Below are 22,663 nucleotides of genomic sequence, written 5' to 3' on the forward strand. Positions count from 1 at the left end.
ATGAAAAATCCCTCAGGGCTGATGCCTTGGGGGATTTTTTTTGCATGGGCGTGAGGGGTAAAGAGTGAGGAGAGAGGGGGAATAGTGAGTAGAAAACGTTGGTGTAGGGGTATCTAACGAATACCCTGCTCACACCTCACACCTCACACCTCACACCTCACACCTCACACCTCACACCTCACACCTCACACCTCACACCTCACACTAACGTGCGGTTTTCTGGCGTTTTATGTCATATATAACAATAGCTTGTGCATTTAACATGGTATTGTTGCCACGCAGCATCTAGTATTATGTTGCACGTACCCAGAAGTAAAATCTCAGGAGGAGAAACGGTATGACGACGCAAGTAGCCAAGAAGTTAGCAATTGCTCTATTTATGGCTTTGATGGCAGGCGGACTGATCGCTTGTGATGATCAAGGGCCTGCTGAAGAAGCGGGTGAAAGCATTGATGACGCCGCAGAAGATGCCGGGGAGAGCATGGAAGAGCTCGGCGAAGATATGGAAGAAGCGGCCGAGAACTAGGCCGAGCATTTGTTTGATGAGTTAACCGAAGCAGTCGCTGAAAAGCGGCTGCTTTATTGTTTGTATCGCGTCTATTATGGTTAGCCTGAATAACGATAAAAATGAGGTGGCAACGTGCTACTACAACGCGATAAAAGCCTGTTGTTAATGGTCGATTTCCAGGCGGGTCTGCTGCCTGTAATCGATGGTGGTCAAGAAGCCATGAATGAAGCGGCTTGGCTAGGCGAAATGGCGTGCTTGCTTGAGGTGCCTGTATGGTTAACCGAGCAGTCTCCAGAAAAACTGGGAGGATCCTCGGCATCACTGCTCGCCTGCCTGAATGACTATCGGCTCTGGCAGAAACAGCATTTTGGGGCCATGGCGGAAACTGAATTTCGTGAAGCGCTAAACGCAACGGGTAAAACACAGATTGTACTGTGTGGAACAGAAGCGCACATCTGCGTGCTGCAAACGGGTTTAGGGCTATTAGAGGCAGGCTACGAGTTGTACTGGCTGAGTGACGCCTCTGCCAGTCGACGCCCGCAAGAGGCTGCGTTTGCCCGTGAGCGCGCCTGCGCGAGCGGTGCTGTGGCGGTGACGGCAGATATGGTGGCTTATGAGTGGCTTCACCGCTGCGATACAGCGCTGTTCAAAGAGGCGCACCAGCGCTTTTTAAAGCCGCGCGCGTCACGCCCCGTACGTTTCTATTAGGCCATTCGCTTTAGCGATCGGCTTCTTTACGAGTGAAAACGAAGGTATCCCCTTGGGATGCCGATGCATCGAAACGATAACCTGCCACATTGAACGCCTTGAGTTCATCTGGATCGTTGACCTGTTCCTGGATAAGCCAAGCGCTCATCAGTCCACGCGCTTTTTTGGCGTAGAAGCTGATGATTTTAAAGGTGCCGTTTTTCTCATCTTTAAACACCGGCGTAATGATCCGGGCATTAAGCTGCTTGGTATCTACCGCTTTGAAGTACTCATTCGAGGCGAGATTAACCAGCACGTTGGAGCCGCTTTCTGCAATGGCTTCATTAAGTGCAGGTGCCAGGATGGGCTTCCAATAGGCATACAGATCCTTACCGGCACTGTTAGGCAGCTTGGTGCCCATTTCCAGGCGGTAGGCCTGAATCAAATCCAGCGGCCGCAGCAGGCCATATAGGCCAGAAAGTATGCGCAGATGCGACTGTGCGTAACGGTTCTCCGCTTCGCTGAAGTTTTCTGCTTGCAGGCCGGTATAAACGTCGCCCTGAAAAGCCTGTGCAGCAGGTTTGGCATTGCTCAGAGTGAAAGGAGGGTGCCACTCCTCAAAACGCGCCGCATTCAGGCCCGCCAATTTATCGCTGATACCCATGAGTTCGCTGATTTGCTGCGGCGAGTAATCACGCAAAATAGTGATAAGCGCTTGGCTGTGTTTCAGAAAGTCGGGTTGTGACACTTGCTCTGTGGTCGGTGGGGTTTCAAAGTCCAGCGTTTTGGCGGGAGAGATAACGCTCAGCATCGCATGCTCCTGGTCGTGCCCTGATAAATAAAAGCCTGATATAAGTGGGCTCAGTATACCAAGCCTCGGCAAAGGCCGAGGCTATAGCGGTGATAGCCTTATGAGAGTCGGCTTGTTTTTAAGGGCTGTTTGTTTTAAGGACAGGGATTGGGCATACGGCGGTGAATATCTTCGATTGCCTCTAGCACTTCGTTGTCCAGCTTGAGGCTCTCGCTGGCAAGATTGCTTTCCAACTGCTCCATGGTGGTCGCACCAATGATATTGCTGGTCAAGAAGCTGCGAGAGTTAACAAACGCCAGCGCCATTTGCGCAGGGTCTAGCTCGTGCTTTTCAGCAAGCGCAACGTAAGCCTGGGTGGCCGCCTCGGCTTCGGGCGAGGTGTAACGCTTGAAGCGCTCATACAGCGTCAAACGACCTTTGGGTGGTTGCGCGCCATTCAGGTATTTACCTGAGAGTACCCCAAACCCTAGCGGTGAATAAGCAAGTAGACCGACATCTTCACGGTGGGCAATTTCAGCCAAACCAACTTCAAAAGAGCGATTTAGAAGGTTGTAGGGGTTTTGAATAGACGCCACACGCGGTAAATCTAGCTTATCGGCAAGCTGCAGTGAGCGCATCACGCCCCAGGGCGTGTCATTAGAGAGCCCAATAGCCCGTACTTTGCCTGCATCAACCAGCTCTTTCAGCGCATCAAGCGTCTCTTCTAGCGGCGTCGCATCTTCGTCTTCGCTATGAACGTAGCCTAGCTTGCCAAAGAAATTGGTTTGACGGTCGGGCCAGTGCAGTTGGTAAAGGTCAACGTAATCGGTGTTCAAGCGCTCCAGGCTTGTATCGATGGCCTGATGAATATGCTCACGGGTTAAACGCGGGCCACCCCGTATATGGTCAAGCCCTGGGCCTGCGGCCTTGGTGGCTATGATCAGATCGTCCCTGGCGCCACGCTGCTTAAGCCAACTGCCAATATAGCGCTCAGTTAAGCCCTGGGTCTGGGCCATGGGCGGAACGGGGTACATTTCTGCGGTATCAATAAAATTGATGCCAAACGCCACGGCTCTATCAAGCTGTTCGTGGGCTTCAGCTTCGCTGTTTTGCTCGCCAAACGTCATCGTGCCTAAACAGAGTCGACTTACCTCCATGCCGGTTCTGCCAAGTGGGCGCGTTTGCATTTTTATCTCCTTACTAAGGCGGAATTGCCACAAGATAAGCCGCCATTACCAGGCTGGTAAACGGCGTATGAATGGCATGTTAGCGAGGCTCATTGCAAGCAGCAAATTAATGGGGTTGAGTCGTCGCAAAGGCAGGCGTATGCTTGCCAGCCCATCGACCGGCTAAAGGCCGGTTTCTCGTGTGGTTGGCAGCTATTTTTGTGACTGCTAGCCCAAGGTTCCAACAGACGACAGGCAGGGTGGTTTGCCATGCTGCAGGCATCAACGTTGTTTACTCGGCTAGAATTTCGCCTAGCTGAACGGCTGTTTCATAATCACTGGCTGTTGCCGCGTTCACCGCGGACCCAGCGTTTAACGATGCGCTTGTTTAAGCGCTGTGCGGAAGCGGGTCACCCAGACGCGCTCTCCGTATACGGCCATATGCTGTTTCATCGCAGTCAGACGCCCCAGGACAAAGCGCGCGGAGCGCGGTACGTTCTGGAAGCTGCGCATGCCGGGGATGTAAAGTCACAGTACCAGGTGGCACAAATCCACGAACATGGCTGTGCCCAGTACCCGCGCCGTGAAGATTACGCGGTGACCTGGTACGCACGCGCCGCCCAGTCTGGGCACTATCTCGCCGCAGAGCGGCTTGCTCGCGCTTATCGCCTGGGTGAATTAGGCTTGGCGGTAGATGGTGAGCGTGCGGCTTACTGGCAGCGACAGGCGGATCAGCTGGCACTAAATAGCGTGGCCGCCGCATGAAGCGTTACCGCGTTTTGATTGAGTGAGGAAGGTTGTGTCCGAGACGCTACCCACAGTGCTAGATATTGAAGCGTCCGGATTTGGGCGCGGCAGCTACCCCATTGAAGTAGGCATCGCCCGTGCCGATGGAAGCTGCTGTGCTTTTCTCATTCAACCGCTGGAAGAGTGGACGCACTGGGATCCCAAGGCTGAACTGCTGCATGGCATCTCCCGTGATCGCCTTATTCAGGAGGGCTACCCGGTACGCCAGGTCGCCCACTGGCTGAACGATGAACTACGCGAGCTGGGTAAGGCGTACAGCGATAGTTGGGGGTACGACAATACCTGGCTGTCGCTGCTCTTCCATCATGCGGGTATGCTGCCGCGTTTTCGTCTTGAGGCGCTAAGAATTCTGCTTAGCGAAGAGCAGCAGGCAGTGTGGAGCGACACCAAAGAAGCGCTGATCGCCGAACAGGGTATTCACCGCCACCGGGCAGGTGAAGATGCCCGTTTACTGCAGCTTACCTATCAGCATACCCGCAAGCTCACCGAGCACCCGGGACGTTAGTAACTCTTCCCTCACCAGTTTTATAGCTGGGCCTCCAGCGCCTCAAGCAACTCATTGGGGGACGGTGCATCGAGCAGCATTTCGCGGGTGGGAGACGCCAAAAAGCCATGACTAACCGTGCTGTCTAAAAAGGTCAGCAGCGGCGAATAGAACTCGTCGATGTTCAGCAACCCCATCGGTTTTTCATGCAGGCCTAGATAGCCCCACGTCCATATTTCAAACAGCTCTTCCAAGGTGCCAATCCCGCCGGGTAAGGCAATAAAAGCATCGGCGTTGGCCGCCATGGTGGCTTTGCGTTCGTGCATGTTGCGCACCCGAATCAGCTCGCTCAAGCCAAAGTGGGCCTGTTCGCGCTCCACCAGGTGGTCGGGCATCACACCAATGACTTCACCACCGGCCTCAAGTGCTGCGTTAGCCAGCTCGCCCATCAGGCCAACGCGTGCCCCACCATAAACCAACGTGTGGCCGCGTTCAGCGAGGGTGCGCCCCAGTTGATTGGTGGCCTGGCGGAAGGCAGGGCTGTTACCTTCACGGGAGCCAAGATAAACGCAAATTCGAGCCATTCGTTTATTTCCTGTCGTTAAAAAATGAACGTGACTAAAACCGTAGCCAAAAAGAAAACGAGATTACTACGAGGCTTAGGTTAAAAGGGGCTTAGGGTAAACAGCGGTCTACCTGATGATGCTCATCCATCCACTGCCCAATCACATTATCACCGCACAGGTGGTGGGCGTACTGGGTGTGCAGGCAGCGTATCTGATGCCAGTTGCTAATGCCGCCAATGCCGCGTTCGGTCATCACGTTGGTGTAACCCAGCTTAGCGACTTCTTCACGCTGAGCATTACTCATATAGTCCCAGCGAGCGGTCACATAGTCGCGATGGCTCTGTTGGTAAGCCTCAAGAAATTCAGGCTCTTCCTGTAGGCGTTGTTCGAGCGCTTTGATAACCCCAACGGCTTCGATGCGGGAAATCTCAACTTTCAGAACATCGGAACAGAGCCAATACAGGGTGGGGAAGGGTTTACCATCGACAATCGGCGCCATACGCAGTACTAGCGGTGTACCTTCACCGTCGGTGGCGGCTACCGCTTCGATACCACGCGGTGCGCGGCCAAGCTGCTGGGCAATAATGGCGAGCTGACGTTCGTCAGGCGCTTGGTTGGTGCGTATCACCATTGGGTTGGTCTCTCACGAACGGTCGTCTTGAACAAATTTAGTCGAGCGGCCAACGGCACGGAAAAAGCAGCGATTGAGCTGTTCAGGCGACGCGACATAGCACCACGTCCGCTCACAGTATTCAGCGGCTCGTGCCATTAGCACGTCATAAAGGCGATTGAAGGGGGCATCATAATCGTAGGGATCGGCACCAAACAAGCGGATATGCGGATAGTCGGCAAAGCGCTCAATAAAATAGCGCTCAAGGTCTGCCTCCACGGCGCGATGCTGGGCGACGTTGTCAGGGTCTATCCAGAGGTTGTAGCGGATTGCCATTATAAGGCTCCTGTTGCCCCGGTAGTGCAGGGCAGCGTCGATCAGGCGGGCTCAGGCGCGTCTTGAAGGTGCGACATTAGCGCCTCGCGCAGGTCACCCTCAATAGGCATGGCGCACTTGGCCTGGTGGTCATACTGCACCATAACCGTATGGCCCAGGTTAGTGAGCTTGCCGTGCTGCCGCGCCTCTTGGGTGACTGTAAACGAGCTATTGCCTAATCGCGTTAAGTAAGTACGTATTTCGATATCGTGACCGTAAAACAGTTCAGCCCGGTAGTCGACTTCCATGCGCGCCATAATCAAGCGCCACTGCTTGGGGTTTAAATCAGGGGTAAAGAGTTTGAACAAGTCATTTCGGGCAAGCTCAAACCACGCTGGCAGGCGGGTGTTGTTAATGTGCCCTAAGGCGTCAGTATCGTAAAAGGCGGGCTCAATGGTACGGGTAAACATGGCTTGTCCTTGTTATTAAAAAAACAGGTTATTAGTAGGGGTAATCGCAACGGCAACGTTTAGGATTAACCCAAGCAAGCGCTTGGTCAAGCGGTGCGGCGTTGATACCACGCAATGAGTTGCATCCACCCCAACAGCCATAGCGTGGCAGCAGCGAAGCCGACCAATGTGCCCCATAGCAACCCTAGTGTGCTGTAAGTATAGGAAACACATAGCGTGTAACTCAGTAGCGAGCCAAGTCCCATCGGGTAGTGCTTGATCACCGTCGCCACCGGCGCTGCCCCATGGTTCAGGTGTAGGATCAGCAAAAAAGGCAGCATCGTGACGGGAAAGGCGGCCAACGTTCCCGCCCAGGCGGGCGGCAGCCAGTGGGCCAGGCTGGTAATGGTAAATATGATCACCGTGGCAAGTGCCGCGCGGGCGGCAAGCGCCGGTAACGAAAACGTTCTGCTGGCGGGTATCCTGACATCAGTAATGCTGCGAAATAAGCCGCTGAACAGAGCAATGGCGCATAGCGTCACCAGCGTGCCGCTCAAACGCGTGAAGTTAAACTGAGCGAGCAGCGTGCTAACGGCGAGCCAGGCAACCAAGCCGCCCGCCACGCCGCCAATGACACCTTTAACGCCCGGCTGTCGTCCTGCCATCCAATAACCGGCCCCTAGCGCCATTGTGGCCGTAAAGCCCGCCAGGGTATGCACCGCACTTTGGGTCGCAAACTGAGGGGAAATTTCCAAGCCGATAAAAAATAGCGCCAAGGCCGTGCCTAACGGATAGCCCGCCAGCAGGCCCGCCATGCGCGGGCTAGCACGCACGGCAATCGCGCCTAGTCCCAGCACCATGCTGATCGATAGCCCTAATTTCGCTAGCTGCCAAGTGAGAGGGACTTCAATCATGCGGCGTTTTCCTTGCTGTTATTGTTTGGGTACTGTCAGCCTGCGAGCTCGTGAATTAAACCAAACGCAGGCCTTGCTGGTCGCGCCATGCGGCCTCAAGGGCATCTTTTAGGGGCGCTTTCAAGTGCGCGGGGAGCGCCTCCTGCGCCGCTTGGAGTGAATCAAACGAACGGTTGCGCAGCCAGCAGTAAGCCCAGGCACAGGCTTCGGCGTCGCTATCGGGGGTCGGGCGAGCGGGCATTTGATTGAGCAGAAAGACCGCAGTGCGCGGCGCCCATAGCGGCATTTCACCTAGCTCATCCTGGCTCCACTGCTCCAGGGTGGCGCCGCTGGGCGTGGCGTCGGGTGTACCTAATTTAGCTACCCGTGCTGTTTCGGCCAAAATGAGCGCTAGCTGATCCGTATTCGCTTGCCCAAGCGAGCGCCATTGCCGCAACAGCGCCGATAGCCCCGCCCGCATCTTGGTATAAAAGTCATCTTGCGGCATGCTTGGCACAACCCCTATTGAATGAGTGAGATTTTTCATGGCCTACGATTTTGCCACGCCTGTGGAGCGACGCCACCCAGAAGGTGGCTGGGCATCGCAAAAATGGCACCGCTACGGCGACGACGTACTGCCTCTTTGGGTCGCCGATATAGATTTCCGCTCCCCACCTGCGGTGATTGATGCACTGCAGGCGCGGGTGGCCCACGGTGTATATGGCTATGGCGGAGTGCCCGCTACGTTAACAGAAACCCTGTGCCAGTGGAGCGCCCACCACTATGACTGGCCCATTCAGCCGGAGTGGCAGCAGTGGCTGCCGGGCGTAGTGCCAGCTTTGCACCTGGCCGCGTTAGCGCTGACCGAGCCAGGCGACGGTGTCTTGACGGTGGCGCCGATCTACCCGCCATTTTTAGAGGTTGCAAAGCGCACAGGCCGATTGCCCCAGCAGGCGATGCTGGCAGCGCCTTCAACCCCCAATGAGCCTTGGCAGCTCGATATTGCCGCCTTGGAGGCCGCTATTACGCCGCGTACGCGCTTGCTGCTGTGGTGCCAGCCCCACAACCCTACGGGGCGAGTGTGGCGCCATGAGGAACTTGCAGCGCTGGCTGAGCTAGTGGAGCGCCACGACCTTTGGGTGGTCTCCGATGAGCTGCACTGCGACCTGTTATTGGACGAAGGCGCCCAGCACCGCCCGTTAGCCGCGGCATTTCCTGAATTAGCGAAGCGCACCATTACGCTATGGGCACCGTCGAAAACCTTTAACCTGGCGGGCTTAACCAGCGCCTGCGCGGTGATTCCCGACCCCGCACTGCGTGAGCGCTTTGCGACGGCTACCAAGGGGTTACTTCCCGATGGCAACGTGCTCGGCTTGGTCGCGGCGGAAGCAGCGTATCGACATGGCGAGCCGTGGCGCCAGGAGCTGTTAAGCGTGTTACGTGAGCATCGTGGGACGCTGCAGGCACGCGTAGCGACTTGGCCGGGCGTGCGCTGGAGTGCGCCGGAGTCGACCTATCTAGCTTGGCTGGATATGCGCGAGGCATGGTTAGGTGAGGCGCCCTACAAGACGTTGCTGAAAGAGGCGGGAGTAGCGCTTTCGGACGGGGCGGCCTTTGGCTGCCCCGGCTTTGTGCGGCTTAACTTTGGTACCACCGCTTCCCAGCTGGAAGCGGCGCTGTCTCGTATGGATTCCCTGCTGAAGCGGGATTGAAAGCCTTAAGAAGACCTTAGTACAGCATCGCAAAAAGCTTACGGCGGTAAGCAACGGTCAGCGGGTGGTCGGCGCCCAGGGCGTCGAATACCTGCAGTAGCGTTTTACGCGCCGCGTCATCGTTATAGGCGCGATCCTGCTTCATCAGCGCCAGCAGCGCCTCCAGCCCTTCATCATAATGACCGTCGGCCACTTGGCGCAGGGCGCGCTGGTACTGCGCTTCGCTATCGGTGCGATTGCCCAGGGCCGCAATCTCCTCGGCTGAGAGTGCCTGCTCGCTAAACTCGATGCTGGCGCGTACGCCACGCGCAGGTGCCGCGTCGCGCTCTTCCGGGGGCAGGTTATCGAGTACTTCACGGGCCTCACTGCCGCGCCCTTCGGCCACCAATACCCGTGCGAAGGCTACCTGGTAGGCATAGTGCTCTGGGTACTGGCCCATTAGGGTTTGATAAATCTCGCGGGCAGCGGCGGTGTCACCGGCTTTAAGCGCTTCTTCCGCCTGCTCTTCAGGGGTAGGCGGCGCTTCGCCGGGGGCGGGGAAGTAGCGATTGAGCCACTCGCGCACTTCTTTCTCCGGCAGAGCGCCCTGGAAGCCATCCACCAAGCCGCCCTGGCTAATCAGCTTCACATCGGGCACAGAACGCACGCCCAGTTGGCCGCCGATTTCGGGGTTTGCTTCAATATCGAGCTTGCCGAGCAGGAAAGCGCCCGCGTACTCAACCACCAGCCTCTCCAGCACCGCGAGCAGGGTGCTGCTGCTTGCGTTGGACGGCGAGTAGCAGCCCATTAGCACCGGCACCTGCATGGACGCTTCAAGCACCTGCTGAATATTGCCAGCATTGAGCTCGATAATGACATCTTCAGGGCGCACCGCCGCTTGTTCAGCGTTAGGCGCGGTAGCGTCAGCACTTCCGGTATCCGCCGTAAGCGGCTTACCTGAGCGGGGATCGATAATTTGCATGGGTAGACTCGGCATCAAAAAATGAACAATAGTTCCCCATGATATGCAGGCATTTGCCGGTGGATTCAAGGAAGAGGAGGGAAATAAAACTCACTGCTAGTAGGTATCAAGCTACGTGAACCTGATAAAGCAGAAACAGGGCGCGGTTAGGCGCCCTGGATGAGCTACTATTTTTGGCATTGTTTCTGAAATTGCTTCTGAAATTACTTAAGGAATGATGCGCTCCGCGCGTAGGCGAGCGAACAGATCGAAAAACGCCGCGCGTGTTTCACGGAAGTGATCAAAGCCGAAATCTCGCGACTTGGTGACGTCGTTGACGCACTCAAGCTCGCGCCCCAGGTCGGCATCGGTGTGCCACCAGGAGGCTAACTTGCTGACATCGGCTTCGACTAGCTCGTTGTTTTCGACAATCTCGGCCCAGGTAGGCGCAATGTCGGCCATCTGGGTTTCGAGCGGTTGTGGCGTTTCCGGGCAGTCGGCTACTTCAAGCTCGAAGAATTCGCCAATTTCATGCCACAGTCGACGCCAGCGGAACACATCGCCATTGACCGTATTAAAGGCCTCATTGTGGGCACCGGGCGTGGTCGCCGCCCACTCCATCTGCCGCGCCAACACCAGCGAATCGGTTAGATCGGTCAAGGCGTTCCACTGCACCTGCGAGCCAGGGAAGGTAAACGGCTTGCCCGTTGCCTTGCAGATAGAGGCGTAAACCGCCAGCGTCACGCCCATGTTCATGGCGTTACCGCGGGCATAGCCGATGACCGTGTGTGGTCGGTGCACGTTCCAGCTAAAGCCGTCCCGATCCGCCTTCGCGAACATGGTGTCTTCGAGGGTGTAGTAAAAGTTCTCGCCAGGTACGCGGGGTGCTGATTCACGAAACGGCGTCTCGGTCTTGCCGCTACCGTAGTTCTCGAAGGCACCCAGATACTGCTTGGTGCCGGTCACCAACGAGACATGTGCCAAGCTTGCGCCCTGCAGGGCGTCGAGGAGGTTGTGCATCATCGCGCCGTTGGCCTCGACGTTAGCCTTTTCATTTTCGCGCCGCACCCAAGTGCAATAAAACACGTGGGTGATGGGTAGCCCCGCCAGTGCTTCCGCCGTAGCCTCGCGATCTAACAGATCGGCAGCGACGGGAATTACCCCTGCTTGATCAGAGGGGCGACGAGATAATCCATAGACACTCCACCCGCTAGCGGTGAGGTAGCTGGCTAAGTTGCCACCAGTGATGCCGGTCGCGCCGACGACTAATGCGGTGCCTTTGCGCATCGTTAACTCCTTTTGTAGACAAAATTTTCGGAACGGGCAGTGGAAATGTGCTTTGTGTCCGATGAAAAGCAGTCTGGTCGCCAAGAATCATTGCTACAATTGGAAAAATCGCAAATCTTTATTGCGCTAGGAGCAACTCGATGGATCTCAATGCGCTACGCATCTTTGAGCGCGTCGCCGCGACAGGAAGTTTTACCGCCACCGCACGCCACTTTCATCGCGCCGTGTCGTCGGTTTCGCGTCAGATTGCCTCTTTAGAGGAGGCGCTTGGTCAGCAACTGTTCTATCGCCACACCCGCGCCGTGACGCTGACCGAGGCAGGTTTGCGCTACTATCAGGAAGTTCGCGAGATACTTGAACGACTCGACCTGGCGACGGAAGCGCTAACGGCCCCCAATACAGCGCCTAGCGGCGTGCTGCGCCTCAATGCTCCCGTGGCTTTCGGCCAGCGCCAAATCGTGCCGATTCTGCATCACTTTCAACGCCGCTACCCGGCGATCAAAGCCGAACTGATGTTAACCGATCAACTGACCGACCCGGTGCGCGAGGGCATCGATATTACCTTTCGTGTCGGCGAATTGGCCGATTCAACGCTGGTGGCACGCCGCCTAGCGTCAATGAACTACGTTGTGGTTGCTGCCCCCACCTATATACAGCGCTGCGGCAGGCCCAATACCCCAGATGACCTTGAACACCACGACTGCCTGCTCTACCAAGGTGAAATGGGTCGTCAGCGCTGGTACTTCCATCATGCCGAGCAGCCGCAAGCCTTTGCTTACAAAGTCGACGGCAGCCTGTATAGCAACGATGCCGAGAGCCTGGTGCGTGCCGCGCTAATGGGGCAGGGACTGGTGATGTTTCCCACCTGGCTGATCGCTGATGAGCTGGCCTCGGGCAAACTGTTGCCTCTGCTCGAAGCGTGGCGATGTGAAGTCGTGCCAGGCAGGCGCGATATCCACGTGCTCTACGCCCAGCGTCGGCTGCACACCCGCAAGGTAAGCGCTTTTTTGGATCATCTGTTTGAGATGGTTGGATCTACACCAGAATGGGATCGCTGGCGTGAGCAGCTGGCGGTGTAAGGGTTCAGGCACAAAAAAGCCGCTGCCTTTCGATAACGGCTTTCTCTGTTGTATTGGATAGCGAGATTCGCTGGCTTTGGCTTTAGAATAAAAGCGAACCGATGGCCTTCAGGGGGGGGATGAGACGCTGAACCCGAGAGCTTTTCTGACTACTCTCACCGAACTCTAGGCAATAAAAAAAGGCAGACCAGTAAGTAACTGATCTGCCTTTAAAAATATTGGTAGCGGGGACCGGATTTGAACCGATGACCTTCGGGTTATGAGCCGGATTGATTTGATTTTCTTAGTGCTGCTTTATTTGTTGTTATTTGTCTAAATAGCCTGCTATATAAGGGTTTTCGTCGGTTTTTGAAATGCTGTCTAGGTAATTTAAGGTCAATCTAGCACGCTAAAGAGTGTCACAAAATAAAATGTAAAATTTACAGCATAAATGACCGTTAGGCTGCTGCTGAGGTCGGCAGCGGGTTAGCCGGACTCTGAAACCGGCGAGACTGGCATCATAGGTTTTGTCAGAACGGATTGTTTGGTATGCCAGTTCCCGTGAGATGGCGCTGGGCGGATGTTCCAATTGTCGGGCGATGGTTCGGATTTAGTAGTGAACCCGCATCTGCATGATGGCGGCTCGGTCTTCAGTAGAGAGGTCGCAATAGCAATGAGTCGTGGCAAAACCATACCGGAGGGTCAGATATTGCATTTGGTCATTGAGACCGCCAACCCAAGTGCGAATAGTCAACGGCATCTTATTGGTGATACGGCTACAGTGGAAGCAGCTTGAAGCATTCGATTGATGAGTTTATTATATCTGAACTGATATAAATTTATGGCAGTTAAGGAGCCAGCGTGGCGCGCAAGAAACCTGTTGCATTCGTTGGAGACTCGAAGGATCGGCTGCGCGACTTCTCTCTGGACGCCAAGCGAGAAGCGGGGTTTCAGATAGACAAGATTCAGGCTGGAGGCCAGCCGGACGATTTCCGCCCAATGCCAAGCGTTGGCCCTGGTGTCATGGAAATCCGCATTCGGGAACACAACGGCGCCTTTCGGGTCTTCTACGTGGCCAACCGGGGCGACGCGGTATTTGTGCTCCACTGCTTCCAGAAGAAAACCCAGCAGACCGCCAAAAAAGACATCGACTTGGGCAAGCAGCGATACAAGGAGCTGCCCTGAGCCCAACCACCAAGCGAGGTTAGAAAATGGCCATCGAGTATTACGACAGTGTGTGGGACGCCATCGAGGACACTCCTGAAGAGGCGCTGAACATGCGGCTGCGCTCCGAGCTCATGGCGAGGATTGCTGGCCGTGTAAGGGAGTGGGATATTACTCAGAAAGAGGCTGCACATCGTCTGGGAATCACCCAACCCCGCCTCAACGACTTGCTGAACGGCCAGATTAATAAGTTCAGTCTCGATGCTTTGGTCAACCTGACGGGGCCAGCTAACTTCCATCTCGAACTGGAGATTGAAGACGAGAAGGAAGTAGCCGCCTGAGAGTGACCAGATAAACTAGGTTCAGCTAGACAAGTGAAGAAATTCTTGGCCTCAGTTCACTTGATGAGCTTTTAACGACTGACTGCCTCTCAAAGGCTAAAGCAATCTGGTTTGCCCGGAATCGATAAACTTATACCCCATAGCTTTATAGCCTTTCTCACGCTTTCGGAACATTCGCTCAAGCATAGGCAGGCCAGTATCCAAGTAATCATAGACAGTGACTTCTAGTTTGCCTTCGGTGTCTCGATGGAGTCTGCCTGCATACTGTGACAGCGTTCCTTTCCATGCGATGGGCAGAGCTAAAAACAGGGTGTCCAGTCGAGGCAAGTCAAAGCCTTCTCCAATGTATTTCCCAGTTGCAACGATGACTTGAACCCTATGCAACTCTTTTTCTGCCAACTGGCGCTCTTTGACGCGCATCCCACCACGTAAGATAACTGACGATATGGATTCAGCATCCAGCAGTGTCGCCAAGGTCTCGGCATGTTCTCGTCGTTCCGTCAGCACAAGGCAATTTGCTTGGTTGTGCGCACAGCTTGCAACATCCTGAACAATGGCCTCATTTCGGGCGCTGCTCTGGGCAAGCCAATGGTAAACCGATGCGATATGGGGCCGCACACTAGGCTGGCAGATGTGGGTGGGTGGCGTTTCGTGATGCTCTCGAACAATGACGTGTTGGATAAATCGGTTACTGTGTTGCGCCTGGGCTTTGTGACGAATGGGCCCTGCAACCATCAACATGATTTTTTGGTGGCCATCCTGACGATCAGGCGTTGCTGTCAAACCAATGACGTATCGAGCGCTGACCTCATTAAGCAACATCTCGTAACGTGGCGCTGAGATATGATGGCATTCATCGATGATGACTTGCCCGTACTCCTTGACCAGCTTCGAGACCGTATTGTCTTTCTTATTGATCAAGCTTTGGTAAGTGGCAACGTCGACCTGCCCAGTAGGTTTCTTTTTACCGCCGCCAATTACACCGATGGGCGCCCCCTCAAGGAAGGTGTCGAGTCGCTCCTTCCATTGATCAAGTAGCTGACGACTGTGCGCGAGGATCAGTGTGTTGACTTGCCGCCTGGTTATCACGCCAATAGCCGTTACGGTTTTACCGAAAGCGGTCGGTGCATGAAGTATTCCGGTATCGTGTTGGACAAGTGCCTGCACCGCCTTATCCTGGTCGCCACGCAGCGTTGCTTTTAGGCTGACTCCAGGTAAAAACTGGCCTGATATTCTATGGTCATCAATGTCCACCGTGATTCCTTGTTCCAGCAGCAGATCCTGAAGCTCATCCAAGCAGCCTCTGGGAATAGAAAGATAACCTTGCTCAATATGGGCGCATGATATGTAGCGAGGGATGCCATGCGTCGAGAAACGAAGCGACTGTGTTTTGAAAAATACAGGATTAGCAAAGCTGGCCATTCGCTTTATTCGTGCCGCCAATGCTCCAGGAATGCCTAATAACTTTATATAAATGTGACTGGTCAGGATGAGCGTGATGCTTTCAGGACATCCAGAAAGCTTCCCTGTATCAACCGGTAACGTTGACTCCCACGGCAACACAGTATCTGCAGTCACACCGGAATTAGCCTCCTTGCCGATCAGCTCTTCAAGCTGAGCTGATGAAAGTGTCTGTTGCTGACTGAGCAGTGCCCATTGATCCGGGTATGGCGTAAAGTTGTCGTCGACGAAGACGGTGCATCCGCGACTTCGCGCCTCGTGTTGAAGCGGCAGGGCAATCAGATTGCCAAACCCACCATCAGGCATGGTGTCTTGGTTAGGAAATAGCCGGTCATAGGAGTCGAAGGATAAGCCTGGATGAAGCTCCATGGCCTTATCCAACAATTTGAATCCCAACCTCCTCGCTGACGAAGCTTGAACAGCTTCTGAAAAGAAAAACCATAGATGGGCACCCGCACCGGACCGAGAAATCTCCACAAGATAGGGTACGCCTTCACCACGACAGACCTGGGCTAGTGCACGAACATCCGCTTTCCAGTCCCCCTTATCAAAATCCGCCGCCAGCAAGTAACAAGAGCTATCCGGTAGTAAAGGGTAAAGGCCAGTCACATGTTTGCCAGACAGGTGGTCATAAACTGCATCAAAATCGAGGGGCTTGAAATTTTTGTGTCGACATTCTCCGCACTTGATCCGTGGTTTCTGACAGATGCCCGGCATCCACTCATTCGCACAAGCGACAGCATAGCCGGAACGGCCGCCGGAGCTCTGCCAGCGAACCGCATAAACATCCTGCCTGCCTCGAAAGAGTTTTCGGTATACTTCGATTTTCTGGCCAGGGGTGAGTAGCGGTAAATCATGTCGGTTTGCAGAGCGATACAGCTCTTGCTTTCGAGAAAGGAGAGCAGCCTTTTCTTGTTCAAGCTCTGATAGTCTCAGCTCAATAGTGACGAGTTCTTGATCTGTGCGGATACCTACCTCGTGCCCAGTAAAGCTATAGGGGTCTACGGTTTAACAGGTTAGAGACGCTTATTTGTAGTCTAGCTTATCGTCAGCACTCGGCTGACAGACCACACTCGTCACCATAAAAATTTACGGCGACCTATTTTGATATAATAGTAATGCATTGGACTGACAACACTGAGGCATGGTGTGACAAAGTTGGTAATATCGAAGATCAAATCCCCTTCCGGAGCGCTCGCTGAGATCGAGCGAGTCAACATTAACATTGCCAATCAATTGCCCGTGTCGTCATGGCTGGATGCTGAATTAGCCGATACCTTACTTGCCTACCATCCCGTTTCTGTGCAAAAGGTATCGAGGCATTACGAAGTGGTCAGTGGATTTCGCGCGTTTCATGCCGTTAGTGCCTTGCTGGATCCAGAGGCTTCCATCTCGGTAGGCATCACAGATGCTCACGAATCTGATCTGGTCAGAGGAGCGTTGTTTGAGCTTATTAGCCATAGCCTGATGCACTGTCCTGAGGCTGTGGATGCGAAAGAGCGCGTCTATCGACAGTTAAAAGAGCTCTCCATTACGCTGCGTAAGACGCACGGCATCAAGGTGCCTAAGAGTCTGTCCACACGCAATCTAAAGGCATTAATGGGACTAGAAGAGCGCCGCATCACGCATTCAAGGAAGCGAAAATCAGAACTCCAGCGGATCATGGAGTCCCAGTGACATGGTGATGCAAGCAGATTTGGAGAAATTGGCAACTTTGAGTAGCGTGGAGCTTTCCAGAATAGAAAAGCTGCTTGCGCTGCTGAAAGCGCCGGATGATCTAACCCACCTTCTCCTAGTTATGGAAAACTTGAACCGTGCTTTACAAGCAGTTCAAAGAAGCCAAAAAATTCGGGAGGATCTTGATGATGCGACCAAGAAAAAGGAGGAGAAAGGCCTCTTTCATTACCTTCCTGTCATTACCCAGATTATCGCCGTGCTGAAGGGATTTGATCGCGAAAGCTGCCCAGAGACGTGGTTAGATCAGTCGGGGAAGCAGCGCGGCATTATCAATGACCACCCTGAATGGGCGATGCTGATTCTTACCCCCGATGCTGAGTGCTATGGCAATGATGCGTATTGGCAGCATACCGGTGTAGTTATGGCGTGCTCAGCCGTTCAGCGAAAGCGGCACCAAGCGCATATTGGTTCCGAAATCACCGCTGCTTGTCGTGATATCCGGACGATTGGCAATGGCAAGAAGTCTCTCGGGCTGTTGATAGAGATTGAGATGGACGCCACGCTCAAAAGCTACCGTCAACAATATTTGCTAAAGAGCGACGAGATCCTCGAGCCGCTGTCGGGTATCGAGCTGCTCGTTCGAAAAGTACTCGACCATAAGGGAAAGACGAGAGACGGTGGAGGTGGGGGTGGCCACCCGGCCCGAACGATCGAGCGGCGCGTTGATGTGTCGGATTCGGATGACGAGGAAAATGAGGGGCCAGAAAAGTCGATGCAACTGTTGGAATCGGCCGGTGACGAGCAGGCGCAGGGCCGTCAGCGTGCCGCCGGTTTGCACCCCAAAGAATCCCAGACACTGCGTGCTGTTTCCTTCACGGAAAGTAAAGCATCACCGACATTAGGGTTTGATCTAAGGGACTTGATCCGGCGCCAGAGCAGCCGTATCCAACATATCAGCCAGTCCAACCAGAGGCTTCCTTTTCGCTACGCCAGCTTAAGTCGGGTCGAGCTATCGCTGGCAGCGAAAGCAGCTTTCGAGCTATTTACGGGCCGAGGCCGCTTTGAAAAGCGTGATGACGAAGATGTCTATGCCGGTCTACTGCTGCTGTTGATGATCTGGCTTGGACGTCCCGTCGAGCAGATTCTGGGGATGCGGGTCTATAACCATCGACATGAGCTACCGAAACACCGCAAGGACGTACTCGCTTTTTTGATTGAAGAGCACGCCTTTGTGCTCCCCATTCCGTCGCCGGAGTGGCGTAACAGTCTCCAGGACGACGCAAAGAAACTGCTCTTTACAGCCGGTGGGAGCACGCCTGCATTGGTGGATGAGGTAGTGGTGGTCGCCAGTCCCGTGCGGATGGGGAAGTTTATCTCGCGCCTCAGCTTGGTGCGGAAAAGTCGGACAAAATATCGCGAACTGTTTCCCGAATGGCGTTATGGCGGCATTGAGGAGGCAATGCGGGCGGCGGTTTCAAAGATCAACCGCGCCCACCGTATGCGGCTGACACCCCGTCGCATCAGTCAAGCGCTGTTCGATGAGATCGTCGGCCACTCCAGCGATTGGGTCGATGCTTACCTGTTGACCGGGCACCGTTTCACCGTCGCTGACGTGGCCGCACATTATTACAGCGTGCCGGCTGGCTATCTTGAGGCACTCTATCATGCTGCTGCTGTTTCGCTGCGCAACAGTATTTATCAGTACCTTAGCGTAGAAGAAAAGCATTACTACGCCTTCAAACAGGTCGTTCAAAACAGGGGCGACCATGGCAGTAAGCTGAACCTCAAACCGATATTGCTGACACGCCTGGTCAAACACTTGAAAGGCGAACTGCGGGCAGCTAGGCGTCTTCAGCCTGGGGAGGAGAGTTGGCGACAAACGCATAATCACTACGTGGCTTATATCGCTTTCTGGATACTGTTCGCGACGGGCTACCGTGCTGTCAATGACTTGGTTTTTCGCTGGCGGGAAATCGACTTTGCGTCCGGTTTTCTGGCCATTTCCGACAAGGATGACGAAGCGATGAGTCAGGCACGGGTGGTTTGGCTGTTGCCGGAGTTGCGTGATCAAATACGCCAGTATGCGAGCCACTTGGAAGTGCTACAGGCCCGGTTTTATCAACGTGCGTCTCTTTACGAGCACCTCGAAGCAGTGTTGAGTGAGCCTCAGCCAGACGTGCCGCTGATGTTCTTTATCAGTGACAGCTGGCAGATGGTTCAGCTTTCTCCAGAGAATCTGCGGCGCCACGTACCGCTCTTTACGCTGCCAGTCAACGCAAGTCGGCACTATCTTCGCAGTGCTTTGCGTGCTGAAGGGGTTCGTGGCGAACTGGTTAATGCCTTTATGGGGCACGCTCAACAAGGGCAGGAGCCGTTTGGCGCTTTCTCTACCTTGACCCCCGTGGAAATGTTTCGGGAGCTAGCGCCTGTCCTCAGTAAAATGCGCCGGGAAGCGGGATGGACAGTGCAGCAGGGGCTAGCGGATGACTGACTATGTCGAGGAAGTTTGGAGCGGCTGGAAGCTAATACAAGTTCCGGAAGGGGCAGGTGGTGCCGAGGCACGCCATCGGCAGCATCTGCTAAATAGGCGTCGTCACCAAATGGCAGTGCTGGAACTGCTACAGGAAACGCACCCTGGCCTTGTCCGCGGTGAACCGGATGTCAGCGTGCCGACGGATATCGCCCAGCAGTGGGAAGAAGCCCTACAAACCGGTGACAACCGTTCAGTCGTCGAAATTCGCAACAAGGTTAACTTCTTATCACTGGGGCTGTCGCGTGGGCAGCGTGAGTTGGGGTGGGACGTGCGCGTTCCAGCGCCGCTGCACCTGGTCAGGCCAGCGGCGAGTCCTTTTACGCCCTTGTCCTTCAAAAATTTAAGCGATTACCGTGACTGGTGCCAGGATGCCGATCATGAGATTCAGCAGCCAGACTTTCAGGCGCTTCTTTGGCACGGCAATGGAAAAAAGGGACACCGTCGGCTTGAGCCTGAAATGATCAGTTGGGGGCTGTTTCTTTATTGTGTGATTGCCAATGACGGCCTGCTGGGCAGCAAGCACCTGAACTCACTACCATTGGCCACCACTACATTGGCAGTGCACGGGGCTTCTGCCTGGTTGGTGCTGCATGAGACAGTACCGGAAGGCATGCCAAAATCGAAACGGGTGTTGCCACGTAGCCGTTGGCTGTTGGGAGTGTCGGCCTTAGCGGTGTTGATGCGCCACATTCAGCATTTTGGCCACCCTGGCGAGAAGTGTGGCGGTTATCAGCAGGCGAGGGCTTATACCCAGACGGCTTGGCTGCATTTCTGTGGCGCTTTAAAGACTGAGCCGGTGTCACTTCCGACGTTTAGCGAGCATGCCACGACCGCCTTTCGCTTACATGTACCGGCTTATATCGTGAACAGCGCACACGGCAAACACCCAAGCACGTCAATTGCTGAAGAGCGTTGGCATCAGCTGCTCACCGGTGGGTACGTAAAGCATGCCAAGCCAAAAGCCGAGCAGGAGGATGTGCTTCCAGGAGAAGGATCCGGGCTAACGCCAATGGTGACCGAGCGTTGTGAGCGGGACCAACCGTTGTATGAAGGGCGTGCGCTGCTGAAATCGTTACACGATACGCTCTATAAGCGTCGTAACCAGAAACGCCTCAGGTTTCGAGACCTTTCTCGCGAGCTGGAAAGTGCCATTGTTGCTTCTCAGCGTATGGCTCCCATCATTGAATGCTTGTGTCGCTGGCTGCTGTTCCTGCATCAGAAGCAGAAGCGAAAGCAGTCGACGCTGTACAAGTATCTCGGTATAAGCATGCCGCTACTGCAGGCTTTGGGGGAGACGCCGGTTGATCAGGACCGGATGGATGCGCTCATTGAGGCCTATCAGTTCGTGGTCGAACAGGCCAAGACCGAGAAAAACCGCCACTACCGTTGGGCGGTGTTGCGCTCATTCCATTCTTTTCTTGTGATTGATCAAGGCCTGGCCAACGTCTCTATGGTGCTTGTTGACGGTGGGATAACTGTCGCGCATCACGCCGATGCCAATTGTCTGTCAGAGGATGAGTATCGTCTGATAGCTAGCTTTCTGGCCTCCCGCTCGGCAAACATCATGGGGCAAATTCGCTATTGGGTATTTGTGCTTGGATTTCGCGCTGGTCTCAGGATAGGAGAAGCACTTTCCATTCAGTTAGATGATGTCTTGCTTCATCAAGAGGTGCAGAATACCGACGTTACTCTTCTGGTTCGTAACAACGAGTATGTGGGGGTTAAGAGCCATGATTCACGGCGGCAGCTTCCGCTTTATTATCTGCTGACGGACAGCGAGCTGGAAGCATTCAAGGCCTTCATCGCCAATCGACAAGAGGTGTCCCTTCACGGTAGAGTCATGCTGTTCGGTGAGGGAAGTGGTTCGGTGGCTCCACTACGCGATGATGAGGTGCAGGCAGAGATCCACGAAGCCATGCGACGTATCACCGGGGATTACAGTCTGCGCTTTCATCACCTGCGTCATTCACTGGCTAACTATCTGTTGCTCTCTTTTCATGGGGTGGAGATACCCTGCTCAGCGCCTTCCCATCATGCTTTTCTTTGGGACAAGGTCGCTGAGGGTCCCACGCGATCAGGGCTGTACTTTATTGCGCAACTGATGGGCCATGCGTCCCCCGATGTGACATTACGAAGCTACTTGCACTTTACCTGCCTGCTCCTTGACCATTACTGCCACAAGCAGCCCTCCTCGATGGAGAGCTGTATTCCGAGCCACGCAATTGCTCAGTTGGAACCCTTGGCCAACGTGCTCCAAATCAAGCCGGCGACCCTGCGTAAATGGAAAGAGCGTTTCGGCGAAAAACCGCCACGTTGGCTTAATAAGGCCTTTCCCAAATGTTCTGTGATAGACGTAGCTCAGCAGGCGTTTGCCCCCTATCCTGAATTGCCAGCCAAGATACTGCTTGAGCGCCAAGGTCTGAGTCAGCTATCGCTGGAGCAGGTTGCCGCCGCGCTGGATGCTTTGTATCAACGCGATTTTGACGACGTTGAGCATATCTTTAATTTGTGTAAAGGCGAGGCAGAGCGGCTAACGTCTTGCGCGCGGCGGGTTCTAACAGCGCGCACGCGGCAGGGGATGAGCGCGTTTCGTCACTACCGGTTGACGAAAGGTAAGCAGCCAGCACCGAATGATTTTGCCCATCCACGCCTAGCAATGCCGCGCTCGCTGGCGGAACGCCCAGTGGCGAATGCGATGTACCAAGCCATCTGGTCGCGGTGGTTCAGCCATCATCCGGATGAATTGCGAGGGCATCTACGTTTTTTCTACCGCTACCACCGTGCCACCGACGGTCATGTATGGATTCGCGATACCGCTGATGGCTTGGCCTTTGTGAGTTGGGTGCTGGGTCTGGATGCTCGCATCAGAGCAGTCGTTGAGGTGACACCAAGTGCGCGATCATCCCTGTCTGAGAGGCAGCAGCTGAGTGAATGGAAGAAGCGACTACCTTCGCATCAACATAAGGTGGAATGGCAATCTAAACCTTCAGGCAACCGTTTTTCAAAACCGCTGGGCACGGGCAACGTTACTTTCTATGTAGTCAATGAGAATAAGCGTTCTCGAAGTGGCTACCCAGTACGCTATATGCTGGTGATGACGTGTATCGTAATGGCTACGGTCGCCCAAAATGGGGGAAGCTCTAAAGTGGGATAGGAAGAGGCGACACCTCCCTCGCTGGCGTTGCAGTTTTTTTGTGCCGTTTCTCTAAGATGGC

At 54.6% G+C, this 22,663-nt stretch carries 22 protein-coding genes; 11 read left to right on the top strand and 11 right to left on the bottom strand.

Going from position 1 to position 22,663, the window contains the following annotated elements:
* Positions 1-337 precede the first annotated feature (337 nt).
* Positions 338-526: a hypothetical protein gene (locus tag HALTITAN_RS23120; RefSeq protein ID WP_022520373.1), complete on the top strand. Its 189-nt coding sequence runs from the start codon at positions 338-340 to the stop codon at positions 524-526.
* A gap of 114 nt (positions 527-640) precedes the next feature.
* Positions 641-1,216 (top strand): isochorismatase family protein, encoded by a 576-nt coding sequence (locus HALTITAN_RS23125; RefSeq protein ID WP_022520372.1) that lies wholly within the window; start codon positions 641-643, stop codon positions 1,214-1,216.
* Between the two features lie 10 nt (positions 1,217-1,226).
* Here the strand turns inward: HALTITAN_RS23125 and yaaA are convergent, their stop codons facing one another.
* Together yaaA and HALTITAN_RS23135 are read right to left on the bottom strand one after the other, a co-directional pair.
* On the bottom strand, positions 1,227-2,006 hold the full coding sequence (gene yaaA / locus HALTITAN_RS23130) for a peroxide stress protein YaaA (protein ID WP_027957657.1): 780 nt from the start codon (positions 2,004-2,006) through the stop codon (positions 1,227-1,229).
* 134 nt (positions 2,007-2,140) lie between these two features.
* Positions 2,141-3,172, bottom strand: a complete 1,032-nt coding sequence (locus tag HALTITAN_RS23135) for an NADP(H)-dependent aldo-keto reductase (RefSeq protein WP_022520370.1) — start codon at positions 3,170-3,172, stop codon at positions 2,141-2,143.
* A gap of 249 nt (positions 3,173-3,421) precedes the next feature.
* Here HALTITAN_RS23135 and HALTITAN_RS23140 point away from each other — a divergent pair, with 249 nt between their 5' ends.
* Both HALTITAN_RS23140 and HALTITAN_RS23145 read left to right on the top strand, forming a co-directional pair.
* Positions 3,422-3,916 (top strand): tetratricopeptide repeat protein, encoded by a 495-nt coding sequence (locus HALTITAN_RS23140; protein WP_009288545.1) that lies wholly within the window; start codon positions 3,422-3,424, stop codon positions 3,914-3,916.
* Positions 3,917-3,950: 34 nt separating this feature from the next.
* A complete protein-coding gene (locus tag HALTITAN_RS23145) occupies positions 3,951-4,463 on the top strand; it encodes a hypothetical protein (protein WP_027957659.1) in 513 nt (170 codons plus the stop codon).
* A gap of 20 nt (positions 4,464-4,483) precedes the next feature.
* On the opposite strand, the gene HALTITAN_RS23150 is transcribed toward HALTITAN_RS23145, so the two are convergent.
* The 6 genes from HALTITAN_RS23150 to HALTITAN_RS23175 form a co-directional block, all read right to left on the bottom strand.
* Positions 4,484-5,026 (bottom strand): LOG family protein, encoded by a 543-nt coding sequence (locus HALTITAN_RS23150; protein WP_009288546.1) that lies wholly within the window; start codon positions 5,024-5,026, stop codon positions 4,484-4,486.
* Positions 5,027-5,117: 91 nt separating this feature from the next.
* Positions 5,118-5,639, bottom strand: a complete 522-nt coding sequence (locus HALTITAN_RS23155; protein ID WP_009288547.1) for a DUF501 domain-containing protein — start codon at positions 5,637-5,639, stop codon at positions 5,118-5,120.
* A 12-nt stretch (positions 5,640-5,651) separates the two neighbouring features.
* The gene (locus HALTITAN_RS23160) at positions 5,652-5,954 is read right to left on the bottom strand and encodes a hypothetical protein (protein WP_007111787.1); all 303 of its coding nucleotides are present in this window, start codon (positions 5,952-5,954) and stop codon (positions 5,652-5,654) included.
* Positions 5,955-5,995: 41 nt separating this feature from the next.
* Positions 5,996-6,403, bottom strand: coding sequence for an acyl-CoA thioesterase (locus HALTITAN_RS23165; protein WP_027957662.1), 408 nt, complete (start codon positions 6,401-6,403; stop codon positions 5,996-5,998).
* 86 nt (positions 6,404-6,489) lie between these two features.
* Positions 6,490-7,296, bottom strand: coding sequence for a hypothetical protein (locus tag HALTITAN_RS23170; protein WP_009288548.1), 807 nt, complete (start codon positions 7,294-7,296; stop codon positions 6,490-6,492).
* A 55-nt stretch (positions 7,297-7,351) separates the two neighbouring features.
* The gene (locus HALTITAN_RS23175; protein ID WP_022520367.1) at positions 7,352-7,783 is read right to left on the bottom strand and encodes a hypothetical protein; all 432 of its coding nucleotides are present in this window, start codon (positions 7,781-7,783) and stop codon (positions 7,352-7,354) included.
* Positions 7,784-7,820: 37 nt separating this feature from the next.
* Between HALTITAN_RS23175 and HALTITAN_RS23180 the strand changes: the two genes are divergently transcribed.
* Positions 7,821-8,987, top strand: coding sequence for a MalY/PatB family protein (locus HALTITAN_RS23180; RefSeq protein WP_039860764.1), 1,167 nt, complete (start codon positions 7,821-7,823; stop codon positions 8,985-8,987).
* A gap of 16 nt (positions 8,988-9,003) precedes the next feature.
* Here the strand turns inward: HALTITAN_RS23180 and HALTITAN_RS23185 are convergent, their stop codons facing one another.
* Both HALTITAN_RS23185 and HALTITAN_RS23190 read right to left on the bottom strand, forming a co-directional pair.
* Positions 9,004-9,948: a co-chaperone YbbN gene (locus tag HALTITAN_RS23185; RefSeq protein WP_039860766.1), complete on the bottom strand. Its 945-nt coding sequence runs from the start codon at positions 9,946-9,948 to the stop codon at positions 9,004-9,006.
* A gap of 207 nt (positions 9,949-10,155) precedes the next feature.
* Positions 10,156-11,214 (bottom strand): SDR family oxidoreductase, encoded by a 1,059-nt coding sequence (locus HALTITAN_RS23190; RefSeq protein ID WP_039860768.1) that lies wholly within the window; start codon positions 11,212-11,214, stop codon positions 10,156-10,158.
* 140 nt (positions 11,215-11,354) lie between these two features.
* Here HALTITAN_RS23190 and HALTITAN_RS23195 point away from each other — a divergent pair, with 140 nt between their 5' ends.
* From HALTITAN_RS23195 to HALTITAN_RS23210, 3 genes are all read left to right on the top strand, one after another.
* A complete protein-coding gene (locus tag HALTITAN_RS23195; protein WP_009288551.1) occupies positions 11,355-12,293 on the top strand; it encodes a LysR family transcriptional regulator in 939 nt (312 codons plus the stop codon).
* A gap of 840 nt (positions 12,294-13,133) precedes the next feature.
* Positions 13,134-13,457 carry a type II toxin-antitoxin system RelE/ParE family toxin gene (locus tag HALTITAN_RS23205; RefSeq protein WP_035565904.1) on the top strand — a complete coding sequence of 108 codons (324 nt, stop codon included), beginning with the start codon at positions 13,134-13,136 and terminating at the stop codon, positions 13,455-13,457.
* A 26-nt stretch (positions 13,458-13,483) separates the two neighbouring features.
* The gene (locus HALTITAN_RS23210) at positions 13,484-13,777 is read left to right on the top strand and encodes a helix-turn-helix domain-containing protein (protein ID WP_039860777.1); all 294 of its coding nucleotides are present in this window, start codon (positions 13,484-13,486) and stop codon (positions 13,775-13,777) included.
* Positions 13,778-13,873: 96 nt separating this feature from the next.
* Here the strand turns inward: HALTITAN_RS23210 and HALTITAN_RS23215 are convergent, their stop codons facing one another.
* Entirely contained in the window at positions 13,874-16,207 is a 2,334-nt protein-coding gene (locus HALTITAN_RS23215) for a TOTE conflict system archaeo-eukaryotic primase domain-containing protein (RefSeq protein ID WP_039860779.1), read from the bottom strand.
* A gap of 180 nt (positions 16,208-16,387) precedes the next feature.
* Between HALTITAN_RS23215 and HALTITAN_RS23220 the strand changes: the two genes are divergently transcribed.
* The 3 genes from HALTITAN_RS23220 to HALTITAN_RS23230 are packed head-to-tail and all read left to right on the top strand — an operon-like array spanning position 16,388 to position 22,602.
* Positions 16,388-16,915: a hypothetical protein gene (locus HALTITAN_RS23220; RefSeq protein ID WP_009288554.1), complete on the top strand. Its 528-nt coding sequence runs from the start codon at positions 16,388-16,390 to the stop codon at positions 16,913-16,915.
* A gap of 1 nt (position 16,916) precedes the next feature.
* Positions 16,917-19,406 carry a hypothetical protein gene (locus HALTITAN_RS23225; RefSeq protein ID WP_039860781.1) on the top strand — a complete coding sequence of 830 codons (2,490 nt, stop codon included), beginning with the start codon at positions 16,917-16,919 and terminating at the stop codon, positions 19,404-19,406.
* On the top strand, positions 19,399-22,602 hold the full coding sequence (locus tag HALTITAN_RS23230; RefSeq protein ID WP_009288555.1) for a tyrosine-type recombinase/integrase: 3,204 nt from the start codon (positions 19,399-19,401) through the stop codon (positions 22,600-22,602). The genes HALTITAN_RS23225 and HALTITAN_RS23230 overlap by 8 nt, the downstream gene beginning before the upstream one ends.
* Positions 22,603-22,663: the final 61 nt, after the last annotated feature.

This window comes from Vreelandella titanicae BH1 (assembly GCF_000336575.1).
In the GTDB taxonomy this organism is placed as follows: domain Bacteria; phylum Pseudomonadota; class Gammaproteobacteria; order Pseudomonadales; family Halomonadaceae; genus Vreelandella; species Vreelandella titanicae.

Excerpts from the sequence above, each read along its gene's own strand:
- HALTITAN_RS23160 (WP_007111787.1), bottom strand. The coding sequence starts at position 5,954 with ATGGCAATCCGCTACAACCTCTGGATAGACCCTGACAACGTCGCCCAG.
- HALTITAN_RS23155 (WP_009288547.1), bottom strand. The coding sequence starts at position 5,639 with ATGGTGATACGCACCAACCAAGCGCCTGACGAACGTCAGCTCGCCATT.
- HALTITAN_RS23150 (WP_009288546.1), bottom strand. The coding sequence starts at position 5,026 with ATGGCTCGAATTTGCGTTTATCTTGGCTCCCGTGAAGGTAACAGCCCT.
- HALTITAN_RS23190 (WP_039860768.1), bottom strand. The coding sequence starts at position 11,214 with ATGCGCAAAGGCACCGCATTAGTCGTCGGCGCGACCGGCATCACTGGT.
- HALTITAN_RS23225 (WP_039860781.1), top strand. The coding sequence starts at position 16,917 with ATGGTGATGCAAGCAGATTTGGAGAAATTGGCAACTTTGAGTAGCGTG.
- HALTITAN_RS23175 (WP_022520367.1), bottom strand. The coding sequence starts at position 7,783 with ATGCCGCAAGATGACTTTTATACCAAGATGCGGGCGGGGCTATCGGCG.
- HALTITAN_RS23210 (WP_039860777.1), top strand. The coding sequence starts at position 13,484 with ATGGCCATCGAGTATTACGACAGTGTGTGGGACGCCATCGAGGACACT.
- HALTITAN_RS23185 (WP_039860766.1), bottom strand. The coding sequence starts at position 9,948 with ATGCAAATTATCGATCCCCGCTCAGGTAAGCCGCTTACGGCGGATACC.
- yaaA (WP_027957657.1), bottom strand. The coding sequence starts at position 2,006 with ATGCTGAGCGTTATCTCTCCCGCCAAAACGCTGGACTTTGAAACCCCA.
- HALTITAN_RS23120 (WP_022520373.1), top strand. The coding sequence starts at position 338 with ATGACGACGCAAGTAGCCAAGAAGTTAGCAATTGCTCTATTTATGGCT.
- HALTITAN_RS23195 (WP_009288551.1), top strand. The coding sequence starts at position 11,355 with ATGGATCTCAATGCGCTACGCATCTTTGAGCGCGTCGCCGCGACAGGA.
- HALTITAN_RS23165 (WP_027957662.1), bottom strand. The coding sequence starts at position 6,403 with ATGTTTACCCGTACCATTGAGCCCGCCTTTTACGATACTGACGCCTTA.
- HALTITAN_RS23180 (WP_039860764.1), top strand. The coding sequence starts at position 7,821 with ATGGCCTACGATTTTGCCACGCCTGTGGAGCGACGCCACCCAGAAGGT.
- HALTITAN_RS23170 (WP_009288548.1), bottom strand. The coding sequence starts at position 7,296 with ATGATTGAAGTCCCTCTCACTTGGCAGCTAGCGAAATTAGGGCTATCG.
- HALTITAN_RS23135 (WP_022520370.1), bottom strand. The coding sequence starts at position 3,172 with ATGCAAACGCGCCCACTTGGCAGAACCGGCATGGAGGTAAGTCGACTC.
- HALTITAN_RS23230 (WP_009288555.1), top strand. The coding sequence starts at position 19,399 with ATGACTGACTATGTCGAGGAAGTTTGGAGCGGCTGGAAGCTAATACAA.
- HALTITAN_RS23140 (WP_009288545.1), top strand. The coding sequence starts at position 3,422 with ATGCTGCAGGCATCAACGTTGTTTACTCGGCTAGAATTTCGCCTAGCT.